The following is a 21,847-nucleotide window of genomic DNA, read 5'->3' on the forward strand; positions in this document are numbered from 1 at the left end:
AGGAAGACCTTTGAGCCGAGACGTCGCCATGCCGCGTTCTGCCCGAACTCCCCTCCGCCAGTGGATCTGGCGTGCCTTCGTACAGAGTGCCCTGATCCCGCTGATTCTGGTCGAATCGGTGTTGATCACGGCTTATCTGTTGACCAACAGTGCGATTCGCGATGCCCAGGTGGACTACCTGCAGCAGAGCGCGCTGGAGGACTTGAGTGGCGCGGTGCTGCGCGAGGGAAAAGTGATCGATATGCGACTGCAGGGCATCGAGGTGCCCACGCGCCTGTTCCGTGATGCGGTTGGCCGGGCGATTCAGGATCGCAGCTTCAGGCCGGATGACCTGGAGCGCCAGCGGCATGTGCTGAGTTCGGATGGCGTCTATTACACCCGCACCGACGATGGCCGCGCCGCGTCCTTCTATGCCAGCAGCACGCCGGTGGAGAAGCAGGATCACGACAAGGCCCTGCGCCTGTCCCAAGTCGACCCGCTCATGCGTTCCATCCGCGAGTCCAACCCGCTGGTGGCAGCGGTCTACTTCAACAGCTGGGACAGCTACAACCGCATCTTTCCGTTCTTCATGACGCCCGAGCAGTATCCCCATGACATGGTGATACCCAACTACAACTTCTATTACCTCGCCGACGCCAAGCACAATCCGCAGCGCAAGACGGTCTGGACGGACGTTTACCTCGACCCGGCCGGACTTGGCTGGATGATGTCGGCGATCACCCCGGTCTACCGTGGCGATTTCCTTGAAGGGGTGGTGGGACTGGATATCACCGTCGGGCAGATGCTTGGCGAGATAGGTAGCTTGAAGGTGCCGTGGCAGGGCTACGCAATGCTGGTGAGCCGCGACCACAGCATCATGGCGCTGCCGGAGGCGGGCGAGCGTGATTTTGGCCTGCGCGAGCTGACCCGCTTCTCCTACGACGAGGCCGTGCGCCGCGAAGTGCTCAAGCCCGAGGACTTCAACCTGGCTCGCCACCGCGAGATGCAGCCGCTGCTGGAGGCCATGGCCGCCGGCAAGGGCAATGTCCAGGAAGTCGAGTTGGGTGGGCGCAAGCAACTGGTGGCCTGGGCCGAGATTCCGCAAACCGGCTGGCGGCTGATGATGGTGGTGGACGAGGCCAACATCTTCAAGGAAACCAACCGGCTCGCTGAGCGTTACCAGCAGATCGGTTACCTGCTGATCGCCGGACTCGGTTTCTTCTACGCGCTGTTCTTCGCCTGGATGTGGTCGCGGTCACGGCGACTCAGCGGTGAGCTGGCCACGCCCATGGCCGGCATCATGGGCATGATGAAACGCATCGGCCAGGGCGACTTCCGCCCACCTGCACCCAGTAGCCGCATTGCCGAACTGCAGGCGTTGGCGGAGGCGGTGCAGCTTAGCGGCGCGCAATTGCAGGCGAGCGAGGAGGAGCGGCTGGAAGCCCGGCGCAACCTCGATCTGGTGCTGGAGAGCACCACTGAAAGCCTCTGGGAAGTAGATGCCATCACCCTGTCGATCAAGATGAGTGGGCGATTCGTCAAACGCTTTGGCCTTCGCAGCGACAACATCACGTTCGCCGAATTCAACGAGCGTGTGCACCCGGACGATGTGGAGCGGGTGCGTCGCCTACGGATGCTGTTCTCGGTCAGCGACCAGGACAACTTCGACGCCGAGTACCGCTTTGCCGATGTGGAGGGGCGCTATTCCTGGTTGCTCAGCCGCGGCAAGGTGCTTGAGCGCGACTCCGACGGCCGAGCCCTGCGAGTCGCTGGTACACACGTGGATATCACCCGGCTCAAACAGGTGGAAGAAGAGTTGCGTGTCGCCAGTCGCGAGGCCCAGGCCGCGAGTCAGGCCAAGAGCCGCTTCCTGTCCAGCATGAGCCACGAACTGCGTACGCCGCTCAATGCCATAAACGGCTTCGCCCAGCTCATCGCGCTGGAGGCGGAAGGGCAGGAAGATCGCAAGGTGGAAGGGGATTACGCGCAGGAGATCGTCAACGCCAGCCGTCACCTCACGTCACTGGTGGACGACATTCTCGACCTGTCGAGCATCGAGAACAGGCGCCAGAAGCTGCAGCTCAAGCCGGTGGAGATCGGCCCGTTGCTGGCCAGCTGCTCCGAACTGATCCAGCCCGAGCTGCAGGCGCGCAACCTGCAGTTGCAGCTGATGCCGCCGCCTGCACCGCCGTTGCACGTGATGGCGGATGCCCGGCGCCTGCGCCAGGTGATGCTGAACCTGCTGTCCAACGCGGTGAAGTACAACAGCCCACAAGGGATGGTGAGCATGGGCTACGAGATACGCCCGGCCGCGGTGCGTCTCTGGGTGGCTGACAGTGGCCCGGGCCTGAGCCAGGAGCAGCAGACGATGCTGTTCCAGCCTTTCCAGCGGCTGGGCCGGGAAAACTCGACCATTCCGGGAACCGGTATCGGTCTGGTGCTGTGCCGCGAACTGGCGGAGTTGATGGGTGGCGAAATGGGCTTCAGCAGCGCGCCGGATATCGGTAGCCGTTTCTGGATCGACCTGCCCAGTGTTGCGGCATCGGACGACTTCGAGCCGCCAGCGCCGGTCAAGCCTGACTTGGAGGAGCCGCAGGTACTGCCGAAGGTGCTCTGTGTGGAAGACCATCCGGCCTGCCTCAAGGTGTTGCAGGAAGGCCTGCGCGACATGGCTGAGGTGCGCGGCGCCGGCTCGGTGGGCAAGGCGCTGGGACTGTTGGCGGATATCACGCCGTCGCTGTTGTTGCTCGACCTGGACTTGCCGGACGGTGATGGCCTCGATGTGCTCGACTTCGTGCGGTCGAGCCCGCGTTTGGCAATGACGCCAGTGCTGGTGGTGAGTGCGGCTGTGGATGAAAAGCTACTGGCCGAAGCGCGCCGTCGCGGTGCCGACGCCTGCCTGAGTAAGCCTGTGGACTTGAAGCAGGTGCGCCGCATGGCGCTTTCGCTGCTGGGCCAGGAGGCCTGAAGCCCAGGATCCAGCTCGCGCTGGATCCTGGGCGATTTCCTATTCGCTGGACTGCAGCAGGTTCAGCGCTTCAGCCAGCACTTTCTCAGACTCGGCATGATCGCCGGAGTTATGCAGCTCTTCGCCCTCGGCGCGGAGCTTTTTCACTTGATCGAGTACGGCGGGGTCAGCGGGTGGATCGGTCTTCAGGATTGCATCGATCTTTGCCATATCTGCTGGGCAGTGTGAGGCAAGAACTGGAGCACTGAGCAGTACGGCGGCAAGGAAAACGGCAAGACGGCGCATGTCGAACCTCCTTTCGGGTTAACCGCTGAGCAGTATAGGTAAGCCCCTGACTTGTGCCGCATGGTTGGGATAACGGCGAGCAGGGCCGCGCGCAGCCCCACTCAAGTCACGGAAGGGTTAACCCGGTATCAGCTGGATTCACCCGAGCCGCCATCCGTAGCCGGTTGCTGGAGACGTTGCAGGGCCATGCTGCTGTGGTTGATACAGGCCTTGGTGTCACCACTCTGTTGGGCCTGTTCGGCCTTCATGCGCAGGTCCTCGACCTCCTGGCGCAGTGGGTCGCCGAGGTTGGTGTTGGTAGCCATGGCATCGTTGAGTTTCTGCAGGTTGACTGCGCACAGATCGTCGGCGGCGAATATGGGCGAAGCAAGCAGGGCGGCGGTGATGAAGAGGGCGGTGCGTTTCATGGGGAGTCACCTCTCGATTTTTCGGCACTCGGGGCCTTCGTGTCCGAGACGGATAAGCCCGTGGCCATTTGCAGGGCTCATGGGGGTGGACTGCCCTGTTTGCGAGGGGGTTCAGGTTTTTTGCCCAAGTGGCAAGACGTGGAATGTTTCGCTGTGGGGCGAATTCATTCGCGAATGAATTCGCCCCCACGCAGCGAGGCGCTGCCCTGACTCACGCCACTACACGGGGACGGGTAACGCGGTCCACCAGGTAGACCAGCCCGTGATAGTCGATGCCGCCATGCTGGGATAGGCCGATCTCGCAGGTACGACTGGTGGAGATGCCTTCGTCGCAGATCTGCACGGCGTCTTTCAGGGAACGCAGGGAATGGGCATTCAGTTCCGGGGTGGTGAATCCCTTGTCACCGGCGAAGCCGCAGCAATGGATACCTTCCGGTATCACGACTTCCCGCGTGCAGCGTTTGACGATATCGATCAGACCCTGTGCCTCGCCCAGGTGCTGGGTGCTGCAGGTGACATGGATGGCCACTGGTTTGTCCTGGGGGGTGAAGTCCAGCCGTTCCAGCAGATAGTTGCGGATGAAGCGCACTGGGTCGAACAGCTGCAGGCGTGAATCCAGTCCGTCCTGCACCAGGCGCAAGGTGCAGGGGCTGGTGTCGCAGTAGATCGGGTCCAGGCCGCCGCGGCTGGCGCTGAGCAGGGCATCCACCAGTTCGCGGCGCTTGTTTTCGGCCTGATCGGCGTAACCCTTGGAAGCAAACGGCTGGCCGCAGCAGAGGCTGTCGAGGTTCTCCGGGAACACCACTTGGTAGCCGGCCTTCTCCAGCAGCATTCGAGTCTTGTCGATCAAGGGCACCTGCTCGCGGTCGCCTGCCGATGGGCCCATGGCGCGGGAGACGCATGCTGCGAGGTAAACCACCCTTGGCTGATTGCCGGTGGTGGGCGGGGTAATGTGGATGGGGGCTACGGCCTGGGGCAGGGCGGGTGTCCATTGTGGCAGGCGGTTGCCGGAAAGCTGGCGCAGGGCACCGGAAGCTTTCTCCAGCAAGGGCGCGCCGAGCACGCGGCGGGCGCCGTTGGCGACACGCAGGGTCAGGCGCGCGCCGCTGAGGGCGGTAGCGAAGTGGCCGGCCAGCCAGTTGGCGCTGCCAGCATGGAGGGCGCTCTTCGCACGTAGCTTGCGCACCAGATCACCGGTGTTAATGCCCACCGGGCAGCGCTGGGCGCAGAGGCCGGTGGCGGCGCAAGTGTCGATGCCCTGGTATTGGTAGGCCTGTTCAAGTTCGGTGGTGTCGATGCCCGCGCGCTGTTTGGCCTGAATGTCACGCCAGATCACGATGCGTTGGCGCGGACTCAGGGTCAGTCCCTTGGATGGGCATACCGGTTCGCAGAAACCGCATTCAATGCACTTGTCGACGATTTCGTCGGCGGCCGGAAGCGGCTTGAGGTTCTTCAGGTGAATGTCGTTGTCTTCACTGAGTATCACGTCAGGGTTGAGCACGCCGCGTGGGTCCAGCAGGCGCTTGATCTTCCACATGAGCTGATACGCATCGCTGCCCCATTCCAGTTCGACGAAGGGCGCCATATTGCGTCCGGTACCGTGTTCGGCCTTGAGAGAGCCTCCGAACTCCACTGCCACCAGTTGCGCCACGTCCTGCATGAAGGCTTCGTAGCGGGCCACCTGTTCGGGGCTGTCGAAACCCTGGGTGAAGACGAAGTGCAGGTTGCCCTCGAGGGCGTGGCCGAAAATGATCGCTTCGTCGTAGCCGTGCTTGTCGAACAACGCCAGCAGGCGATTGACGCCTTCGGCCAGTTGCTCGATGGGGAAGGTGACGTCTTCGATGATCACTGTGGTGCCGGTCTGGCGTACAGCTCCGACGGCGGGGAAGGTGTCCTTGCGGATTTTCCACAGCAGGTTGTAGACGGTTGGGTCTTCGCTGAAGTCGACCTTCTGTTCCAGCGGGAAATGAGCAATGGACGCCATGATCTGCGCCAATTGCTCGTGCAGCAGGCTCTGGCTGGCCGCGCGGGATTCGATCAGCAGGGCGCAGGCGTTGGCCGACAGTCCTTTCACCCAGTCGGGCATGCCGGGCTTGCTCTGGACCGAGCGCAGGCTGCGCCGGTCCAGCAGTTCCACTGCCGAAACCGGCTGGCTTTTCAGCAGGGTCACCGCCTTGCAGCAGCTTTCCACGTCGGGGAAGACGATCAGCGCGCTGGCCTTATGCGGGTGGTCGGGCACGGTGTCGTAGGTAACTGCACTGATGAAGCCGAGGGTACCTTCGGAGCCGACCAGCAGGTGGCTGAGGATATCCAGGGGCTGGTCGAAGTCCACCAGGGCGTTGAGCGACAGGCCGGTGGTGTTCTTCAGGCGGTACTTGTGGCGAATCTTCGCAGCCAGTTCGGTGTTGGCGCGGGTCTGTCGGCCCAGCTCGGCCAGCTCGGCCAGCAGTGGGCCATGGCTGTGGCGGAAGGCAGCGATGCTGGCAGGGTCTTCGGTATCCAGCAGGGTACCGTCGGCCAGCACCAGGCGCAGCCCGGCGAGGGTGTGGTAGCTGTTCTGCGCGGTGCCGCAGCACATGCCGCTGGCATTGTTGGCGACGATGCCGCCGATCTTGCAGGCGTTGATGGAGGCTGGGTCCGGGCCGATCTTGCGGCCGAAGGGGGCCAGCCAGGCGTTGGCCTGGGCGCCGATGACGCCGGGTTGCAGGCGAATCTGTGCGCCGCCTTGGCGAATGTCGCGGCCGTTCCAGTTGTCACCCAGGACCAGCAATACCGAATCGGTGATGGCCTGGCCGGAAAGGCTGGTGCCGGCCGCGCGGAAGGTCACCGGGACCAGTTCGGCGTGGGCGGCTTTCAGCAGGGCAATGACTTCGGCTTCACTCTCCACGCGGATCACCAGCTTGGGAATCAGCCGGTAGAAGCTCGCGTCGGTGCCGAAGGCCAGGGTGGACAGCGGATCGTCGAAACGACGCTCGCGGGGGATCAGGTGTTCAACGGTGTTGAGGAAAGGAATCGGCAGGCTCATGCGGTGTCCCGTCTATTTGTCGCGGGCCGCGGGCGGCCCGCCGGAGTTGGGTGGCCGGTCAGCGACCGAGTTCGCGTACCAGCGAGTCGGTGCTGATTTCGCCGATGGATTTGGCGCCGGTAAGCACCATGGCCACACGCATTTCCTTTTCAATCAGGTCCAGCAGGTTGCTTACGCCTGCTCCGCCTGCTGCGGCCAGAGCGTAGACGAAGGCGCGGCCGAGCATCACGGTGTCGGCGCCGAGGGCCAGCATGCGCACCACGTCGAGGCCAGTGCGGATGCCGGAGTCAGCGAGAATCTTCAGTTCGCCCTTCACTGCATCGGCGATGGCCGGCAGGGCGCGGGCGCTGGAAAGCACGCCATCGAGTTGGCGGCCACCGTGGTTGGAGACAACGATGCCGTCAGCACCGAATTTCACCGCGTCTTTTGCGTCCTCGGGGTCGAGGATGCCCTTGATCACCATCGGGCCTTTCCAGAAATCGCGGATCCACTCCAGGTCCTTCCAGGAAATCGATGGATCGAAGTTGGCGCCGAGCCAGCCGATGTAGTCGGCCAGGCCCGTGGGGTTGCCCCGGTAGGTGGAGATGTTGCCCAGGTCATGGGGCTTGCCCAGCAAGCCCACATCCCAGGCCCAGGTCGGGTGGGTCATGGCCTGGAGGACACGGCGCATGGCTGCGTTCGGGCCGCTCATGCCGGAATGGGCATCACGGTAGCGCGCGCCCGGTACCGGCATGTCGACGGTGAATACCAAAGTCGTCACGCCGGCGGCCTTGGCGCGCTCCAGGGCGTTTTTCATGAAGCCGCGGTCTTTCAGTACGTAAAGCTGGAACCACATGGGCCGGTTGATGGCCGGCGCGACTTCCTCGATCGGGCAGACAGAAACGGTGGAAAGGGTGAAGGGAATGCCTTTGTTCGCCGCCGCTTTGGCCGCCTGTACCTCGCCGCGACGCGCATACATGCCGGTCAGGCCAACAGGGGCCAGCGCCACCGGCATGGATAGGGTCTCGCCGAACAGCTTGGTCTCCAGGCTCAGCTCGGACATGTTCCGCAGCACGCGCTGGCGCAGGGCGATGCTGGCCAGGTCTTCGACGTTGCGGCGCAGGGTGTACTCGGCATAGGCGCCGCCGTCGATGTAGTGGAACAGGAAGGGCGGGAGCCTGCGCTGAGCGGCGGCACGGTAGTCGGTAGAGGCGGAGATGATCATGTAGTCGGTCCGGGGCGGGCTTCAGGGCAGTATGGGAGAACCGGGCTGCCGCGCGGGGCAGCCCGGGCGCTCGATCAATGTACGAGCATGCCGGTGAACACGTAGGCCTGAGCCAGCGTGATCAGGCCGACCATGGCGGCGAACATCAGGCTGTGCTTCAGGGTGAAGCGGAACAGGTCGGATTCCTTGCCGACCATGCCTGTGGCTGCGCAGGCAACGGCGATGGACTGCGGCGAAATCATCTTGCCGGTCACGCCGCCGCTGGTGTTGGCCGCTACCAGCAGGGTGTCGTTCACGCCGATCTGGTGCGCAGTGGTGGCCTGCAGGGAACCGAACAGGGCGTTGGACGAGGTATCCGAACCGGTGAGGAACACGCCCAACCAGCCGAGGAACGGCGAGAAGAACGGGAAGGCCGCGCCGGTACCGGCCAGGACAAGCGCCAGGGTGGTGGACATGCCGGAGAAGTTGGTGACGAAGGCGAAGGCCAGCACCATGCCGATAGAGAGGATCGGCCACTTCAGCTCGACGAAAGTTTCCTTGAGAGTGGTCATACCATTTTTGATATGAATCCCGAGGATGGCCATGGAGATCAAGGCCGAGAAGAAGATCGCGGTGCCGGTGGCGGATACTGGGTCGAACTTGTAGACGGCCGGAATGGCGGTGGCGGTGGCCACGATGGGTGCGCCTTTCATCACCAGTTGGTCGAGGTGCGGGATGGCGATCAGGAAGACGAACTGCTCCAGTGCGCCTCCCGGGGCGAACATGGCCTTGAAGGGCTTCAGGGTCCAGATGGTCACCAGTACGGTCAGTACCAGGAAGGGCGACCAGGCCTTGAGGATCTCTCCGAAGCTGTAGGGTGAAGGTGTGGTATTGCGCGGCCCGCCGAAGCCACCCATCACCGCTGTGCCGCCAGAGATGCCGACCACTTCGCGGTCTTCAGCGCGTTTGGGCTGCCACACCTTCAGGAACAGGGTCAGGGACACCAGGCTCACCAGCGCGGAGGTAATGTCGGGCAGTTCCGGGCCGATGAAGTTGGAGGTGAAGTACTGGGTGACAGCGAAGCTGGCACCAGCCACCAGGGCTGCCGGCCAGGTTTCCTTGATGCCGCGCCAGCCGTCCATCATGGCTACCAGCCAGAAGGGCACGATGATCGACAGCAGCGGCAGTTGGCGGCCTGTCATGGCGCCGATCTTGAAGGCGTCGATGCCGGTGACCTGGCCTGCGACGATGATCGGGATGCCCAGGGCGCCGAAGGCCACCGGTGCGGTGTTGGCGATCAGGCACAGGCCCGCTGCGTAGAGCGGGTTGAAGCCCAGGCCGACCAGCAGGGCGGCGGTAATGGCCACCGGTGCGCCGAATCCAGCTGCACCCTCGAGGAAGGCGCCGAAGGAGAAACCGATCAGCAGGACCTGCAGGCGCTGGTCATCGGTGATGGACAGCACGGAGCTGCGGATCACTTCGAACTGGCCGCTCTTGACCGTGAGTTTGTAGAGGAACACCGCCGCGACGATGATCCAGGCGATGGGCCAGAGCCCGTAGGCGAAGCCGTAGCCGGCTGCAGCGAACGCCATGTCCACTGGCATCTGGAAGGCGAAGATCGCCACTGCCAGAGACAGCGCCAGGGTGATGGTGCCGGCGATGTAGCCCTTCATGCGGAACACCGCCAGGGCCAGGAAGAAGAAGATGATCGGAATCAGTGCGACGAGCGCCGACAGCCCGAGGCTGCCGAGAGGGGTATAGATCTGCTGCCAGGTTTGCATCGTGGGGTGGCTCCCTAATTGTTTTTGGAGTGCCTGTTTGCCGGATCGGGCGAAGACCGTTGCGCTTGTGGCGCGGCGGCAGGCGAAGACCGAGTCGGCGCTGCGTGTCGGAATAATTGGTAATACCAATTTACAAAAGCGACGGCTCAGAGTAAAAGCCTGAATATCGTTGTGTCAATTTGCCGCTTTGCGACTTTGGTCGAGCGGCCGATGGAAGGTGTGCTTCTTGTGCGTGACTGGTGGGCTGGTTAGGCTGCCGCGTCGCGCCCCGTAGGCGCTGTGTTTTAAGGCCGCCCGAGGCGGCGTGAAGGGTTGGTAGAGCAATGGGATTCGGTCAGGTACGTCAGCGCCGCTTGTCGGACGATATCGTCAGTCAGCTTGAGGCGATGATCCTCGAGGGCACCTTGAAGGCCGGTGAACGGCTACCTGCCGAGCGTGCGCTTGCCGAGCAGTTCGGTGTGTCACGCCCCTCGCTACGTGAGGCGATCCAGAAGCTGGTGGCGCGAGGGCTGCTGGTCAGCCGGCAGGGCGGGGGCAACTATGTCGCTGCCGAGCTGGGGGCGACGTTCAGCGATCCCTTGTTGCAATTGTTGGAGAGCAATCCCGAGGCCCAGCGCGATCTCCTGGAGTTTCGCCATACCCTGGAAGGCTCATGCGCGTACTACGCGGCGCAGCGGGCGACGGAGGTGGATCACGAGCGCCTGACAGAGGCCTACGAGAGTCTTCAGGCCTGCTATGCGCCGGACAGCAAGGCAAGTCGGGCGGAGGAGGGGGCGGCGGACGCGCGCTTCCATCTGGCAATTGCCGAGGCCAGCCACAATGCGGTGCTGCTGCACACCATTCGGGGACTCTTCGATCTGCTGAAGCACAATGTGGTAACCAACATCGGTGGGATGTACCTGCAGCGTGGTGAGACCCGCGACATGCTGACGAAGCAACACCGGGCCCTCTATGAAGCGATCATCGAGCGGCGTGCAGTCGATGCGCGGGAGATTTCCCATCAGCACATCCAGTACGTTCAAGAGGTGCTGGAGGAAGGTCAGCTAGAAGCGCAGCGGCTGGCGAGATCTCAGCGGCGTCAGGGTATCTGAGGCAAAAAAAACGCCGGGCAGTGCCCGGCGTTGTTTTGTGTTGGGCTTATTCCTTGCCCTTGGTACGCATGGCCCGCGCGATCTCACGGTCGGAGTCGCGCTCCTTCTCCGTGGCGCGCTTGTCGAATTCCTTCTTGCCCTTGGCCAGGGCGATCTCGCACTTGATCAGGTGCTTCTTCCAGTAGATCGACAGCGCCACGCAGGCGTAGCCCTTCTGCTGAACCGCGCCGAAAAGCTTGCCCAGCTCGCGCTTGTGCAGCAGCAGCTTGCGGGTGCGCACCGGGTCGGCAATCACGTGAGTGCTCGCCGTCTTCAGTGGGGTAATGTGGCTGCCGAGCAGCCAGGCTTCGCCGTCTTTCAGCAGCACATAGCTGTCCACCAGCTGTGCCTTTCCGGCGCGCAGACTCTTCACTTCCCAGCCGGCGAGAGCCAGCCCGGCTTCGAATTTCTGTTCGATGGAATAGTCGTGCAGCGCCTTCTTGTTGAGGGCGATGGTGCCTTCCGGATGTTTCTTTTGCTTAGCCATAGGCGGCGCATTATAGGGAGTCGCAGACGGCGCGGCTACGGCGGCGTAGGCTTGAGCGATGCTGGTGAATCTCCGACAATGCGGCACTTTTTTGATCAGTCCGGCCCTGTGCATCCCTGCGCGAAGCGGTCTGGAACCCTGTTTGAGGCCAAGATGACCACCCATATCCAGCGCTCCGCCCTGTTGCCATTCCCTGCGCAGGCGCTCTACGACCTGGTCAACGATGTGGCGCGCTACCCGGAATTCCTGCCGTGGTGTTCGGCTGCCACCGTCATGGAGGAGAGCGAGAGTCATATGCTCGCCAGGCTCGAAGTGGCCAAGGGCAGCCTCAGCCAGCGCTTCGTCACCCGCAACAAGCTGGACGGGGGCAGCATGATCGAAATGAATCTGGAAGAAGGCCCCTTCAGTCAGTTGCACGGCGTTTGGCATTTCAAGTCGTTGGGAGACAAGGCCTGCAAGATCAGTCTGGATCTGCGGTTCGATTACGCCGGCCCGATCATCAAGGCTACCCTGGGGCCTTTGTTCACCCAGGCTGCCAATACCATGGTGGACGCGTTCTGCCAGCGTGCGAAGCAGCTCTATGGCTAATGCTGTGATCCACATCGAGGTGGTCTACGCCCTGGCCGGCCACCAGCAGTTACTCCGCCTTGATGTCCCTGTGGGCATCAGCGCCCGGGAGGCGGTGCTGCGTTCGGGCATGGCGGAGCACTTCCCCGACCTGGATCTTGCCAGCTGCCCGCTTGGCATCTTCGGCAAGGCGCTGCCGAACCCGGAAGATCGATTGTTGGAGGAGGGGGATCGAGTGGAGATATATCGGCCGCTGATCGCTGATCCGAAGGAAGTGCGCAAGCAGCGAGCAGCAAAGGCTGCCCAAGTGCGTGCGGGTGAGCGGGGCGCCTGAATCCCGTCCATGAAAAAGCCCGGGACCAGCCCGGGCTTTTTTGTTGCCGCGTGTTATTGCGGCGAGGTTTCCAGCGGCTCCGGAATCGGCACCGGTACCGGCTCTGCGCTGTCCACTTCTTTCTGGATTTTCTCCAGCAGGGAACCCGGCGCTGCCGGTTCTTCGGCCTTTTGCTGCTCTTTCGGCTGTTCCGGTTTGGCTTCGGTAGTCGTGGTGGTGCTTTCGCCGCCGAGGATCGCTTCGTCACGGCTCACGCCGGGCATGAAGTCGCCAGCCAGTCCGATCAGTTGGTCGTTGCCGTCGAACATCAGGCTGACGCGCTCCTGTAGGCGTTGACCGCCGCCTGGCTGGATGCTGTAGAGGTAGTCCCAGCGCTTGGCGTGGAAGGTGTCGGTGATCAGCGGGTTGCCCATGATAAACCGCACTTGACGCCGGGTCATTCCGGGCTTCAACTGGTCTATCATGTCTTGCGTTACGACGTTGCCCTGCTGGATGTCGATCTTGTAGACCCCGGGAAACGAGCAACCGGCGAGTGCGAGCAAGCCTGCGAAGGAAAGGCTGGTCAGCAGGAGCTTGGTGTTTTGCATCGGTGGGAGACTTCCACTATCTTGGCTGGGCACGAAAAGTCCCGATCATACCTGCATTAAGGGAAGCTGCGAAAGCCGCATTCCTCGAGAAAACCGACCATGGTTGAAAACAACGAACTGCGTAAAGCCGGCCTGAAGGTGACCTTGCCTCGGGTCAAGATCCTCCAGATGCTCGACTCCACCGAGCAACGCCACATGAGCGCGGAGGACGTTTACAAGGCCTTGATGGAAGCTGGTGAAGATGTCGGTCTGGCCACTGTCTATCGAGTTCTGACCCAGTTCGAAGCGGCGGGCCTGGTGGTTCGTCACAACTTCGACGGCGGTCATGCAGTGTTCGAGCTGGCCGATAGCGGCCATCACGACCACATGGTGTGCGTCGATTCCGGTGAAGTGATCGAGTTCTTCGATCCGGAAATCGAGAAGCGCCAGAAGGAAATCGTCAAGGAGCGTGGTTACGAGCTTGTTGACCACAATCTGGTGCTGTACATCCGCAAGAAAAAGTGAGCGCTTCGCGCAAAGGAAAAGGCGACCACAAGGTCGCCTTTTTCGTTTGGGTTGAAATCAGCGCTGGGCGCTGACCACCATCTTCCGGGCGTGGGCCAGGGATTCCTCGGTGAGGTCCAGGCCGCCCAGCATGCGGGCGATCTCTTCGATGCGCGGTGCTTCCTGCAGCTTGGTCACTGCAGTGCGCGTTTCCTGGGTGCCACGCACCTTGTGCACGAAGAGGTGGTGGTGGCCCTGCGCGGCTACTTGCGGAAGGTGGGTGACGGTAAGGACCTGGCCACGCTCGCCGAGGCGACGCAGCAGTTGGCCAACCACTTCGGCGGTGGGGCCGCCGATACCAACGTCCACCTCGTCGAAGACCAGGGTGGGCACGCGTGATGTCTGCGCGGTGATCACCTGGATCGCCAGGCTGATACGGGACAGTTCGCCGCCCGAGGCGACCTTTGCCAATGCCTTCAGCGGTTGGCCAGGGTTGGCGCTCACCAGAAACTCCACTTGTTCCAGTCCGTAGTGTTGTGGCTCATCCAGCTGGCTCGCATATAGCCTGATATTGAAGCGCCCGCCGGGCATGCCCAGGCGCTGCATCTCGATTTCCACGGCGCCGGCCAGCTGTTCCGCCGCTTCGCCACGCAGCCGGCTCAGTTCAGTGGCTTTCTCCTGATAGTGACGCTCATACGCAGTCAGTTCCTCGGCGAGTCGCTCGGCTGCTTCGTCATCGGCGTTGAGGGCTTCCAGTTCGTCCAGCAGGCGTTGCTGAAGCTCGGCGAGGTCGTTCGGTTGGACGCGGTGTTTTCGAGCCAGGGTGTAGATGGCGTCGAGACGTTCCTCCAGAGCTTGCTGGCGTTCAGGGTCGGCGTCGAAATGATCGAGGAAGCGGTTCAGCTCGCCCATGGCCTCCTCGACCTGGATCTGTGCGCTGGACAGCAGGTTGACCGCTTCGGTCAGGGCGCCTGGCTGGGAATGAAAGGCGGTGAGGCGGTTGAGACTGGCGGTCAGCGCGCTGAGTACGTTGCCGGCATCGCTGTCGCTGCACATTTCGATGACCTGGCGGCATGCGGCCAGCAGGCTTTCGGCATTGGCGAGGTTCTTGTGTTCCTGCTCCAGCCGTTCCAGTTCGTTCTCGCCGAGGGCCAGGTTTTCCAACTCGTCCAACTGGTAGGTGAGCAGCTGGTGGCGTGCCCGCTGTTCGTCGCCTGCTCGGGACAGGTGCTCCAGCTCCTGGCGGGTCTGTCGCCAGCGTTGGGCTGCCAGTTGCACCTGGCGGGCGAGGTCGCTGGCGCCTGCGAACTCATCCAGCAGGCGCCGATGGGTGTCGGTCTTGAGCAGGGACTGGTGTTCGTGTTGGCTGTGGATGTCGATCAGCAGTTCGCCCAGGGTCTTTAGGTCGCCTTGGGGGCAGGGGCTGCCATTGATGTAGGCACGGGAACGACCTTCGGCGGTGATGACGCGTCGCAGTATGCATGGGCCGTCGTTGTCCAGGTCGCGCTCGGCCAGCCAGGTGCGGGCTTCGGGGATGCGGCTGAGGTCGAAGCTGGCGAGGATGTCGGCTTTGTCGGCGCCGGGGCGCACCACGCCGCTGTCGGCGCGATCACCCAGGGTCAGGCCGAGGGCGTCGAGCATTATCGACTTGCCGGCGCCGGTTTCCCCGGTGATCACGGACATTCCACCCTCAAGCTCCAGATCCAGGTGCTCGACGATGGCGTAATTGTGGATTGACAGGTGTACCAGCATGGTGCGACTCCCGCGCTGAGTTGGCTGTGTATTTATACAGTGTTTGTTTTCTGCCTGACAATCGCTCCTCCCCCTTGAAGCGACAAATTGCGACCCCATATAGGCGGACATATCAGCGGGTCTTTACCCGCAGCTGTCTTTTATGAGGAGGAAGGCATGGCCGACGAACAGACCCTGGATAACCAGACCCCCGAAGCGAATCCTGCTGCCGACGCCGCATCCGGCGAAGACCTCGCCACCCGCGTACAGGTGCTGGAAGAGCAGCTGGCTGCGGCCCAGGATCAGTCGCTGCGTGTTGCCGCCGAACTGCAAAACATCCGTCGCCGTGCCGAACAGGATGTGGAGAAGGCGCACAAGTTCGCCCTGGAAAAATTCGCCAACGACCTGCTGCCGGTTGTCGACAGTCTGGAGCGCGGTCTCGAACTGTCCAGCGCCACTGACGAGACGATCAAGCCGGTGCGCGAAGGGATGGAGCTGACGCTTAAGCTGTTCCACGACACGCTCAAGCGTCACCAGTTGGAGGCGGTCGACCCGCATGGCGCGCCCTTCAATCCTGAGCATCACCAAGCCATGGCAATGGAAGAGAGCACCCATGTCGAGCCGGGCAGCGTGCTCAAGGTGTTCCAGAAGGGTTACCTGCTCAATGGCCGCCTGTTGCGCCCCGCCATGGTGGTGGTCAGCAAGGCTCCGAGCGCGACGCCGCCGTCGATCGACGAGCAGGCTTGAAATCCGGGCTTGGGCCCCCATCTGTTAGATCAAGCGTTTATGTGCTGCCGCGGTCCGTGAAGTGAGGCCGCGGAGAATCCAAAGTTTCGGGAGAGAGAATATGGGCAAAATCATTGGTATCGACCTGGGGACCACCAACTCTTGCGTGGCCATCCTGGAAAACGGCAACGTCAAGGTGATCGAGAACGCCGAAGGCGCTCGCACCACGCCGTCCATCATCGCCTACACCAACGACGGTGAGACCCTGGTCGGGCAGTCCGCCAAGCGCCAGGCGGTCACCAACCCGCAGAACACCCTGTACGCCGTGAAGCGTCTGATCGGTCGCCGCTTCGAAGAAGACGTCGTGCAGAAAGACATCAAGATGGTTCCCTACAAGATCGCCAAGGCCGACAACGGTGACGCCTGGGTGGAAGTGAAGGGCCAGAAGATGGCGCCGCCGCAAATCTCTGCGGAAGTGCTGAAGAAGATGAAGAAGACCGCCGAAGACTACCTCGGCGAGCCGGTCACCGAAGCGGTGATCACCGTTCCGGCCTACTTCAACGACAGCCAGCGCCAGGCTACCAAGGACGCCGGCCGCATCGCCGGTCTGGACGTCAAGCGCATCATCAACGAGCCGACCGCGGCTGCACTGGCCTACGGCATGGACAAGGCCAAGGGCGATCACACCGTTATCGTCTATGACCTGGGCGGCGGTACCTTCGACGTGTCGGTGATCGAGATCGCTGAGGTCGACGGCGAGCACCAGTTCGAAGTGCTGGCCACCAACGGCGACACCTTCCTTGGTGGTGAAGACTTCGACCTGCGCCTGATTGATTACCTCGTCGACGAGTTCAAGAAAGAGTCCGGCATGGACCTGAAGGGTGATCCCCTGGCCATGCAGCGTCTGAAAGAAGCTGCCGAAAAGGCCAAGATCGAGCTGTCTTCCGCTCAGCAGACTGACGTCAACCTGCCGTACATCACTGCAGATCAGACCGGTCCGAAGCACCTGAACGTGAAGATTTCCCGCGCCAAGCTGGAAGCCCTGGTCGAAGATCTGGTCGCGCGTACCATCGAGCCCTGCCGCATCGCCCTGAAGGACGCAGGCCTGGACGTATCCGATATCCAGGAAGTGATCCTGGTCGGTGGCCAGACCCGTATGCCGCTGGTGCAGAAGCAGGTTGCCGACTTCTTCGGCAAAGAGCCGCGCAAGGACGTGAACCCCGACGAGGCCGTCGCCATTGGTGCCGCCATCCAGGGTGCCGTGCTGGCCGGTGATGTGAAAGACGTGCTGCTGCTCGACGTATCCCCGCTGACCCTGGGTATCGAAACCCTGGGTGGCGTGATGACCGCGCTGATCGAGAAGAACACCACCATCCCGACCAAGAAGTCGCAGGTGTTCTCCACCGCCGACGACAACCAGTCTGCAGTGACCATTCACGTGCTGCAGGGTGAGCGCAAGCAGGCCGCCCAGAACAAGTCCCTGGGCAAGTTCGATCTGGCCGAGATTCCGCCGGCTCCGCGTGGCGTACCGCAGATCGAAGTGACCTTCGACATCGATGCCAACGGCATCCTGCACGTCGGCGCGAAGGACAAGGCCACCGGCAAGCAGCAATCCATCGTGATCAAGGCCAACTCCGGTCTGTCCGAGGAAGAAATCCAGCAGATGGTGCGTGATGCCGAGGCCAACGCCGAGGAAGACCGCAAGTTCGAAGAGCTGGCCGCTGCCCGCAACCAGGGCGACGCGCTGGTTCACGCCACTCGCAAGATGATCACCGAGGCCGGCGACAAGGCCACTGCTGAGGAGAAGGTTGCGATCGAGAAGGCGCTGGGTGAGTTGGAAGTGGCCGTGAAGGGCGACGACAAGGCCGACATCGAAGCCAAGATGAATGCCCTGTCCCAGGCGTCCACTCCGCTGGCCCAGAAGATGTACGCCGACCAGGCTCAGGCTGGCGAACAGCCGCAAGCTTCCGCTGCGGACAAGGCTGGCGACGATGCCGTCGACGCCGAGTTCGAAGAGGTCAAGGAAAACAAGTAAGTGTCACGCTTGCTTTCGCCCCGGCGTACGGTGCCAGACGGCCCGTACGCCTGATCTGCCGCGCGGGAGCTTGCTCCCGCGTTGGTGTGTCTGGGGCTGGTGAATTCGAGAGTGCAGGAAACCTATGGCTAAACGTGACTTTTACGAGATCCTTGGTGTCGAGCGTGGCGCCAGCGAGGCGGAGCTGAAGAAGGCTTATCGCCGTCTCGCCATGAAGTTCCACCCGGACCGCAATCCGGGCGACAAGGCTGCGGAGGAGCAGTTCAAGGAGGCCAACGAGGCCTACGAAGTTCTCTCCGATGCCAGCAAGCGCGCAGCGTATGACCAGTACGGCCACGCCGGTGTCGATCCGCAGATGGGCGCAGGCGCCGGTGCCGGTTTTGGTGGGGCCAGCTTCTCCGACATCTTCGGCGATGTGTTCAGTGACTTCTTCGGTGGTCAGCGTGGTGGCCAGCGTGGCGGTCCACAGCGTGGCAGCGACCTGCGCTACACCCTGGAACTGGATCTGGAAGAAGCGGTGCGTGGTACTACCGTGACCATCCGCGTGCCGACGCTGGTCAATTGCAAGACCTGCGAAGGCTCTGGTGCCAAGAAGGGCACCAGTCCGGTCACCTGTACCACCTGCGGTGGTATCGGCCAGGTGCGCATGCAGCAGGGCTTCTTCTCGGTGCAGCAGACCTGCCCGCGCTGCCATGGCAGCGGCAAGATGATCAGCGACCCGTGTGGCAGTTGCCACGGCCAGGGGCGCGTGGAAGAACACAAGACCCTGTCGGTGAAAGTGCCTGCTGGCGTCGACACCGGTGACCGTATTCGTCTTTCCGGCGAAGGCGAGGCTGGTGCGCTTGGTGGGCCTTCCGGCGACCTCTACGTGGTGGTCAACGTGCGCGAGCACCCGATCTTCCAGCGTGATGGCAAGCACCTCTACTGCGAGGTGCCGATCAGCTTCGCAGACGCAGCCTTGGGGGGCGAGCTCGAGGTGCCGACCCTGGATGGCCGGGTCAAACTGAAGATTCCGGAAGCGACCCAGACCGGCAAGCTGTTCCGTCTGCGCGGCAAGGGCGTAGCGCCGGTGCGTGGTGGAGGTGCTGGCGACCTGATGTGCCGGGTTGTGGTGGAAACGCCGGTCAACCTGGACAAGCGCCAGCGCGAGCTGCTCGATGAGTTCCGCAAGACGCTGCAGAGCGATGGCTCCCATTCGCCCAAGGCCAGTAGCTGGTTCGAGGGTATGAGGCGCTTCTTCGGCGATCTCTAACGACGAGCTGGAAGTCGGTGCTTGGAGTTGAACTGCTCCTGTCCCGATTTCCAGCTCCAGGCTTCCAGCTTGGAGCTTTTTTATGCGACGTATTGCAGTGATGGGCGCCGCTGGGCGCATGGGCAAGAATTTGATCGAAGCGGTGCAGCAGGCGCAGGGCGCTGGCCTGACGGCTGCCATCGATCGTCCGGACAGCAGCCTGGTCGGCGCTGACGCTGGCGAGCTGGCGGCGCTGGGCCGCATCGGCGTGCCGCTGTCGGGTGATCTGGCCAAGGTAGTCGACGAATTCGACGTGCTGATCGACTTCACCCACCCATCGGTGACTTTGAAGAATCTGGAAGTCTGCCGTCAGGCGGGCAAGGCCATGGTGATCGGCACGACGGGATTCTCCTCTGACGAGAAAGCCCTGTTGGCGGCTGCCGCCACGGAGATTCCGATCGTCTTCGCTGCCAACTTCAGTGTCGGTGTGAACCTCTGCCTCAAGCTGCTCGATACCGCCGCCCGCGTCCTGGGGGACGAGGTCGACATCGAGATCATCGAGGCCCACCACCGTCACAAGGTGGATGCGCCATCCGGTACCGCACTTCGCATGGGTGAAGTGGTTGCCGATGCGCTCGGTCGCGATCTGTCCAAGGTCGCTGTCTACGGTCGTGAAGGTCAGACTGGCGCCCGCGCTCGCGAGACCATCGGATTCGCCACCGTGCGCGCTGGTGATGTCGTAGGTGATCACACTGTGCTGTTCGCGGCCGAAGGTGAGCGGGTGGAGATCACCCACAAGGCTTCCAGTCGCATGACCTTTGCCCGCGGTGCAGTGCGTGCCGCACTCTGGCTGGAAGGCCAGGAAGCGGGTCTGTATGACATGCAGGATGTGCTCGGTCTCCGCTGAGTCGCTAATCGGGATGTCTTTCGGGTGGACCGAAATGACGCATTCCTATAAACTGCAGCTTTAGTGTGTCCACTAAAAGTTACGCAGAAATGGCTCAGATAAAAAAGCGGGGTGACGGTAACAACGTCATCCCGCTTTTTTACAACCTGCGTTTGCTTCAGCCTTGATCTACGGGAGGTCTTCTTGATTAAGCCAGCCATACTCGCGCTTGCCGACGGCAGCATTTTTCGCGGCGAAGCCATTGGGGCCGATGGCCATACCATCGGCGAGGTAGTGTTCAACACTGCCATGACCGGCTATCAGGAAATCCTTACCGATCCTTCCTATGCCCAGCAAATCGTTACCCTGACCTATCCGCACATCGGCAACACCGGCACCACGCCGGAAGACGCCGAGGCTGACCGTGTATGGGCCGCCGGCCTCATCATCCGCGACCTGCCGCTGCTGGCCAGCAACTGGCGTAACAAGCAGTCGCTGCCGGATTACCTGAAAGAGAACGGTACCGTCGCCATTGCCGGCATCGATACCCGCCGCCTGACCCGCATCCTGCGTGAAAAGGGCTCGCAGAACGGCTGCATCCTCGCTGGCGCCGACGCCACCGAAGAGAAAGCGCTGGAGCTGGCTCGCAGTTTCCCGGGCCTGAAAGGCATGGACTTGGCCAAGGTGGTGTCCTGCGAGGAACGCTATGAGTGGCGCTCCAGCGTGTGGAACCTGGAAACCGACAGCCATCCGGAAATCGCTGCCAGCGAGCTGCCTTACCACGTGGTGGCCTACGATTTCGGCGTCAAGCTGAACATCCTGCGAATGCTGGTAGCCCGTGGCTGCCGCCTGACCGTGGTGCCCGCGCAGACTCCGGCCAGCGAAGTTCTGGCGTTGAATCCGGACGGCATCTTCCTCTCCAACGGCCCTGGCGACCCCGAGCCGTGCGATTACGCCATCCAGGCAATTCGCGAGTTCCTCGATACCGAGATTCCGGTGTTCGGCATCTGCCTCGGCCACCAATTGCTGGCGCTGGCCTCCGGCGCCAAAACCGTGAAGATGGGCCATGGCCACCATGGCGCCAACCACCCGGTACAGGACCTGGACTCCAGCGTGGTGATGATCACCAGTCAGAACCACGGTTTCGCTGTAGACGAGTCGACCCTGCCGGCCAACCTGCGCGCAACCCACAAGTCGCTGTTCGACGGCACCCTGCAGGGCATCGAGCGCACCGACAAGGTCGCCTTCAGCTTCCAGGGTCACCCGGAAGCCAGCCCTGGTCCGCACGACGTGGCTCCGCTGTTCGACCGCTTCATCGCGGCGATGGCCGAGCGTCGCTGAGACCGTTGAGGGGCTTGCGAAGATGATGCCGACCCTGGGGATCACCGACCTCTGGACCTACGTCCTGGGGACGCTGTTCATCGTCCTGCTGCCTGGGCCGAACTCGCTGTTCGTGCTCGCTACTGCCGCCCAGCGCGGCGTGGCCGCCGGCTACCGGGCGGCCAGTGCGGTGTTCCTCGGCGATGCGATCCTCATGCTGCTGTCGGCACTGGGAATCGCCTCGCTGCTCAAGGCCGAACCGATGCTGTTCCTCGGCCTGAAGTACGTCGGCGCCGCCTACCTGTTCTACCTGGGCGTCGGCATGCTCCGGGGTGGCTGGCAGAAGTTGCGCCAGCCGATCGAGCAAGCCGCTCCGGCGAAGGACATGGACGTCAACCAGCCGTTCCGCAAGGCGCTGCTGCTGAGCTTGTCCAACCCCAAGGCGATCCTCTTCTTTGTGTCCTTCTTCATCCAGTTCGTCGATCCGGGATACGCCTACCCCGGAGTGTCGTTCCTGGTGCTGGGCGCAATCCTCGAAGTCATCAGCGCCCTGTACTTGAGTTTCCTGATTTTCTCCGGTGTACGCCTGGCGGCCTGGTTCCGTCGGCGGCAACGGCTGGCTGCCGGCGCCTCGAGCGGCGTCGGCGCCCTGTTCGTCGGCTTTGGCGTGAAGCTGGCGACCGCAACCCTGTCCTGATTATT

19 protein-coding genes are annotated in these 21,847 nt (G+C 62.6%); 11 read left to right on the forward strand and 8 right to left on the reverse strand.

All coding sequences use genetic code 11. From position 1 onward, the window contains the following. The first annotated feature begins 28 nt into the window (after positions 1 to 28). The gene (locus tag D6Z43_RS23855; RefSeq protein WP_120654486.1) at positions 29 to 2,947 is read left to right on the forward strand and encodes an ATP-binding protein; all 2,919 of its coding nucleotides are present in this window, start codon (positions 29 to 31) and stop codon (positions 2,945 to 2,947) included. 39 nt (positions 2,948 to 2,986) lie between these two features. Here the strand turns inward: D6Z43_RS23855 and D6Z43_RS23860 are convergent, their stop codons facing one another. From D6Z43_RS23860 to D6Z43_RS23880, 5 genes are all read right to left on the reverse strand, one after another. Next, positions 2,987 to 3,232, reverse strand: coding sequence for a hypothetical protein (locus D6Z43_RS23860; RefSeq protein ID WP_120654487.1), 246 nt, complete (start codon positions 3,230 to 3,232; stop codon positions 2,987 to 2,989). Positions 3,233 to 3,360: 128 nt separating this feature from the next. Next, positions 3,361 to 3,639 (reverse strand): hypothetical protein, encoded by a 279-nt coding sequence (locus D6Z43_RS23865; protein ID WP_120654488.1) that lies wholly within the window; start codon positions 3,637 to 3,639, stop codon positions 3,361 to 3,363. 211 nt (positions 3,640 to 3,850) lie between these two features. Further along, positions 3,851 to 6,664: an FAD-binding and (Fe-S)-binding domain-containing protein gene (locus D6Z43_RS23870; protein ID WP_120654489.1), complete on the reverse strand. Its 2,814-nt coding sequence runs from the start codon at positions 6,662 to 6,664 to the stop codon at positions 3,851 to 3,853. A 58-nt stretch (positions 6,665 to 6,722) separates the two neighbouring features. Next, on the reverse strand, positions 6,723 to 7,868 hold the full coding sequence (gene lldD / locus D6Z43_RS23875; RefSeq protein WP_120654490.1) for an FMN-dependent L-lactate dehydrogenase LldD: 1,146 nt from the start codon (positions 7,866 to 7,868) through the stop codon (positions 6,723 to 6,725). Positions 7,869 to 7,942: 74 nt separating this feature from the next. Beyond that, positions 7,943 to 9,628, reverse strand: a complete 1,686-nt coding sequence (locus D6Z43_RS23880) for a lactate permease LctP family transporter (RefSeq protein ID WP_120654491.1) — start codon at positions 9,626 to 9,628, stop codon at positions 7,943 to 7,945. 323 nt (positions 9,629 to 9,951) lie between these two features. Here D6Z43_RS23880 and D6Z43_RS23885 point away from each other — a divergent pair, with 323 nt between their 5' ends. Then, positions 9,952 to 10,719 (forward strand): FCD domain-containing protein, encoded by a 768-nt coding sequence (locus tag D6Z43_RS23885; protein WP_120654492.1) that lies wholly within the window; start codon positions 9,952 to 9,954, stop codon positions 10,717 to 10,719. A 46-nt stretch (positions 10,720 to 10,765) separates the two neighbouring features. Here the strand turns inward: D6Z43_RS23885 and smpB are convergent, their stop codons facing one another. After that, positions 10,766 to 11,245: an SsrA-binding protein SmpB gene (gene smpB / locus D6Z43_RS23890; protein ID WP_028629989.1), complete on the reverse strand. Its 480-nt coding sequence runs from the start codon at positions 11,243 to 11,245 to the stop codon at positions 10,766 to 10,768. Between the two features lie 153 nt (positions 11,246 to 11,398). Between smpB and D6Z43_RS23895 the strand changes: the two genes are divergently transcribed. After that, complete coding sequence (locus D6Z43_RS23895) at positions 11,399 to 11,833, forward strand: type II toxin-antitoxin system RatA family toxin (protein WP_120654493.1); 435 nt, start codon at positions 11,399 to 11,401, stop codon at positions 11,831 to 11,833. After that, the gene (locus D6Z43_RS23900) at positions 11,826 to 12,146 is read left to right on the forward strand and encodes an RnfH family protein (RefSeq protein WP_120654494.1); all 321 of its coding nucleotides are present in this window, start codon (positions 11,826 to 11,828) and stop codon (positions 12,144 to 12,146) included. Before D6Z43_RS23895 ends, D6Z43_RS23900 begins: the two co-directional genes overlap by 8 nt. Positions 12,147 to 12,199: 53 nt before the next feature. On the opposite strand, the gene D6Z43_RS23905 is transcribed toward D6Z43_RS23900, so the two are convergent. Beyond that, a complete protein-coding gene (locus D6Z43_RS23905; protein WP_120654495.1) occupies positions 12,200 to 12,733 on the reverse strand; it encodes an outer membrane protein assembly factor BamE in 534 nt (177 codons plus the stop codon). A gap of 99 nt (positions 12,734 to 12,832) precedes the next feature. Between D6Z43_RS23905 and fur the strand changes: the two genes are divergently transcribed. Continuing rightward, a complete protein-coding gene (fur, locus tag D6Z43_RS23910) occupies positions 12,833 to 13,237 on the forward strand; it encodes a ferric iron uptake transcriptional regulator (protein ID WP_120654496.1) in 405 nt (134 codons plus the stop codon). A gap of 57 nt (positions 13,238 to 13,294) precedes the next feature. Here the strand turns inward: fur and recN are convergent, their stop codons facing one another. Next, complete coding sequence (gene recN, locus D6Z43_RS23915) at positions 13,295 to 14,968, reverse strand: DNA repair protein RecN (RefSeq protein WP_120654497.1); 1,674 nt, start codon at positions 14,966 to 14,968, stop codon at positions 13,295 to 13,297. Positions 14,969 to 15,124: 156 nt separating this feature from the next. Here recN and grpE point away from each other — a divergent pair, with 156 nt between their 5' ends. From grpE to leuE, 6 genes are all read left to right on the forward strand, one after another. Then, on the forward strand, positions 15,125 to 15,694 hold the full coding sequence (grpE, locus tag D6Z43_RS23920) for a nucleotide exchange factor GrpE (RefSeq protein ID WP_120654498.1): 570 nt from the start codon (positions 15,125 to 15,127) through the stop codon (positions 15,692 to 15,694). Positions 15,695 to 15,794: 100 nt separating this feature from the next. Next, the gene (gene dnaK, locus D6Z43_RS23925; RefSeq protein WP_120654499.1) at positions 15,795 to 17,708 is read left to right on the forward strand and encodes a molecular chaperone DnaK; all 1,914 of its coding nucleotides are present in this window, start codon (positions 15,795 to 15,797) and stop codon (positions 17,706 to 17,708) included. A gap of 124 nt (positions 17,709 to 17,832) precedes the next feature. Continuing rightward, positions 17,833 to 18,960 carry a molecular chaperone DnaJ gene (gene dnaJ, locus D6Z43_RS23930; RefSeq protein ID WP_120654500.1) on the forward strand — a complete coding sequence of 376 codons (1,128 nt, stop codon included), beginning with the start codon at positions 17,833 to 17,835 and terminating at the stop codon, positions 18,958 to 18,960. Between the two features lie 82 nt (positions 18,961 to 19,042). Continuing rightward, the gene (dapB, locus tag D6Z43_RS23935) at positions 19,043 to 19,846 is read left to right on the forward strand and encodes a 4-hydroxy-tetrahydrodipicolinate reductase (RefSeq protein WP_120654501.1); all 804 of its coding nucleotides are present in this window, start codon (positions 19,043 to 19,045) and stop codon (positions 19,844 to 19,846) included. A 183-nt stretch (positions 19,847 to 20,029) separates the two neighbouring features. Beyond that, complete coding sequence (gene carA, locus D6Z43_RS23940; protein WP_120654502.1) at positions 20,030 to 21,166, forward strand: glutamine-hydrolyzing carbamoyl-phosphate synthase small subunit; 1,137 nt, start codon at positions 20,030 to 20,032, stop codon at positions 21,164 to 21,166. A gap of 25 nt (positions 21,167 to 21,191) precedes the next feature. After that, positions 21,192 to 21,842, forward strand: a complete 651-nt coding sequence (gene leuE / locus D6Z43_RS23945; protein ID WP_120655349.1) for a leucine efflux protein LeuE — start codon at positions 21,192 to 21,194, stop codon at positions 21,840 to 21,842. Positions 21,843 to 21,847: the final 5 nt, after the last annotated feature.

It is taken from the genome of Pseudomonas sp. DY-1 (assembly GCF_003626975.1).
GTDB lineage: Bacteria > Pseudomonadota > Gammaproteobacteria > Pseudomonadales > Pseudomonadaceae > Metapseudomonas.

Coding starts and splice junctions, on each gene's coding strand:
- D6Z43_RS23855 (WP_120654486.1), top strand. CDS start 29: ATGCCGCGTTCTGCCCGAACTCCCCTCCGCCAGTGGATCTGGCGTGCC.
- D6Z43_RS23860 (WP_120654487.1), bottom strand. CDS start 3,232: ATGCGCCGTCTTGCCGTTTTCCTTGCCGCCGTACTGCTCAGTGCTCCA.
- D6Z43_RS23865 (WP_120654488.1), bottom strand. CDS start 3,639: ATGAAACGCACCGCCCTCTTCATCACCGCCGCCCTGCTTGCTTCGCCC.
- D6Z43_RS23870 (WP_120654489.1), bottom strand. CDS start 6,664: ATGAGCCTGCCGATTCCTTTCCTCAACACCGTTGAACACCTGATCCCC.
- lldD (WP_120654490.1), bottom strand. CDS start 7,868: ATGATCATCTCCGCCTCTACCGACTACCGTGCCGCCGCTCAGCGCAGG.
- D6Z43_RS23880 (WP_120654491.1), bottom strand. CDS start 9,628: ATGCAAACCTGGCAGCAGATCTATACCCCTCTCGGCAGCCTCGGGCTG.
- D6Z43_RS23885 (WP_120654492.1), top strand. CDS start 9,952: ATGGGATTCGGTCAGGTACGTCAGCGCCGCTTGTCGGACGATATCGTC.
- smpB (WP_028629989.1), bottom strand. CDS start 11,245: ATGGCTAAGCAAAAGAAACATCCGGAAGGCACCATCGCCCTCAACAAG.
- D6Z43_RS23895 (WP_120654493.1), top strand. CDS start 11,399: ATGACCACCCATATCCAGCGCTCCGCCCTGTTGCCATTCCCTGCGCAG.
- D6Z43_RS23900 (WP_120654494.1), top strand. CDS start 11,826: ATGGCTAATGCTGTGATCCACATCGAGGTGGTCTACGCCCTGGCCGGC.
- D6Z43_RS23905 (WP_120654495.1), bottom strand. CDS start 12,733: ATGCAAAACACCAAGCTCCTGCTGACCAGCCTTTCCTTCGCAGGCTTG.
- fur (WP_120654496.1), top strand. CDS start 12,833: ATGGTTGAAAACAACGAACTGCGTAAAGCCGGCCTGAAGGTGACCTTG.
- recN (WP_120654497.1), bottom strand. CDS start 14,968: ATGCTGGTACACCTGTCAATCCACAATTACGCCATCGTCGAGCACCTG.
- grpE (WP_120654498.1), top strand. CDS start 15,125: ATGGCCGACGAACAGACCCTGGATAACCAGACCCCCGAAGCGAATCCT.
- dnaK (WP_120654499.1), top strand. CDS start 15,795: ATGGGCAAAATCATTGGTATCGACCTGGGGACCACCAACTCTTGCGTG.
- dnaJ (WP_120654500.1), top strand. CDS start 17,833: ATGGCTAAACGTGACTTTTACGAGATCCTTGGTGTCGAGCGTGGCGCC.
- dapB (WP_120654501.1), top strand. CDS start 19,043: ATGCGACGTATTGCAGTGATGGGCGCCGCTGGGCGCATGGGCAAGAAT.
- leuE (WP_120655349.1), top strand. CDS start 21,192: ATGCCGACCCTGGGGATCACCGACCTCTGGACCTACGTCCTGGGGACG.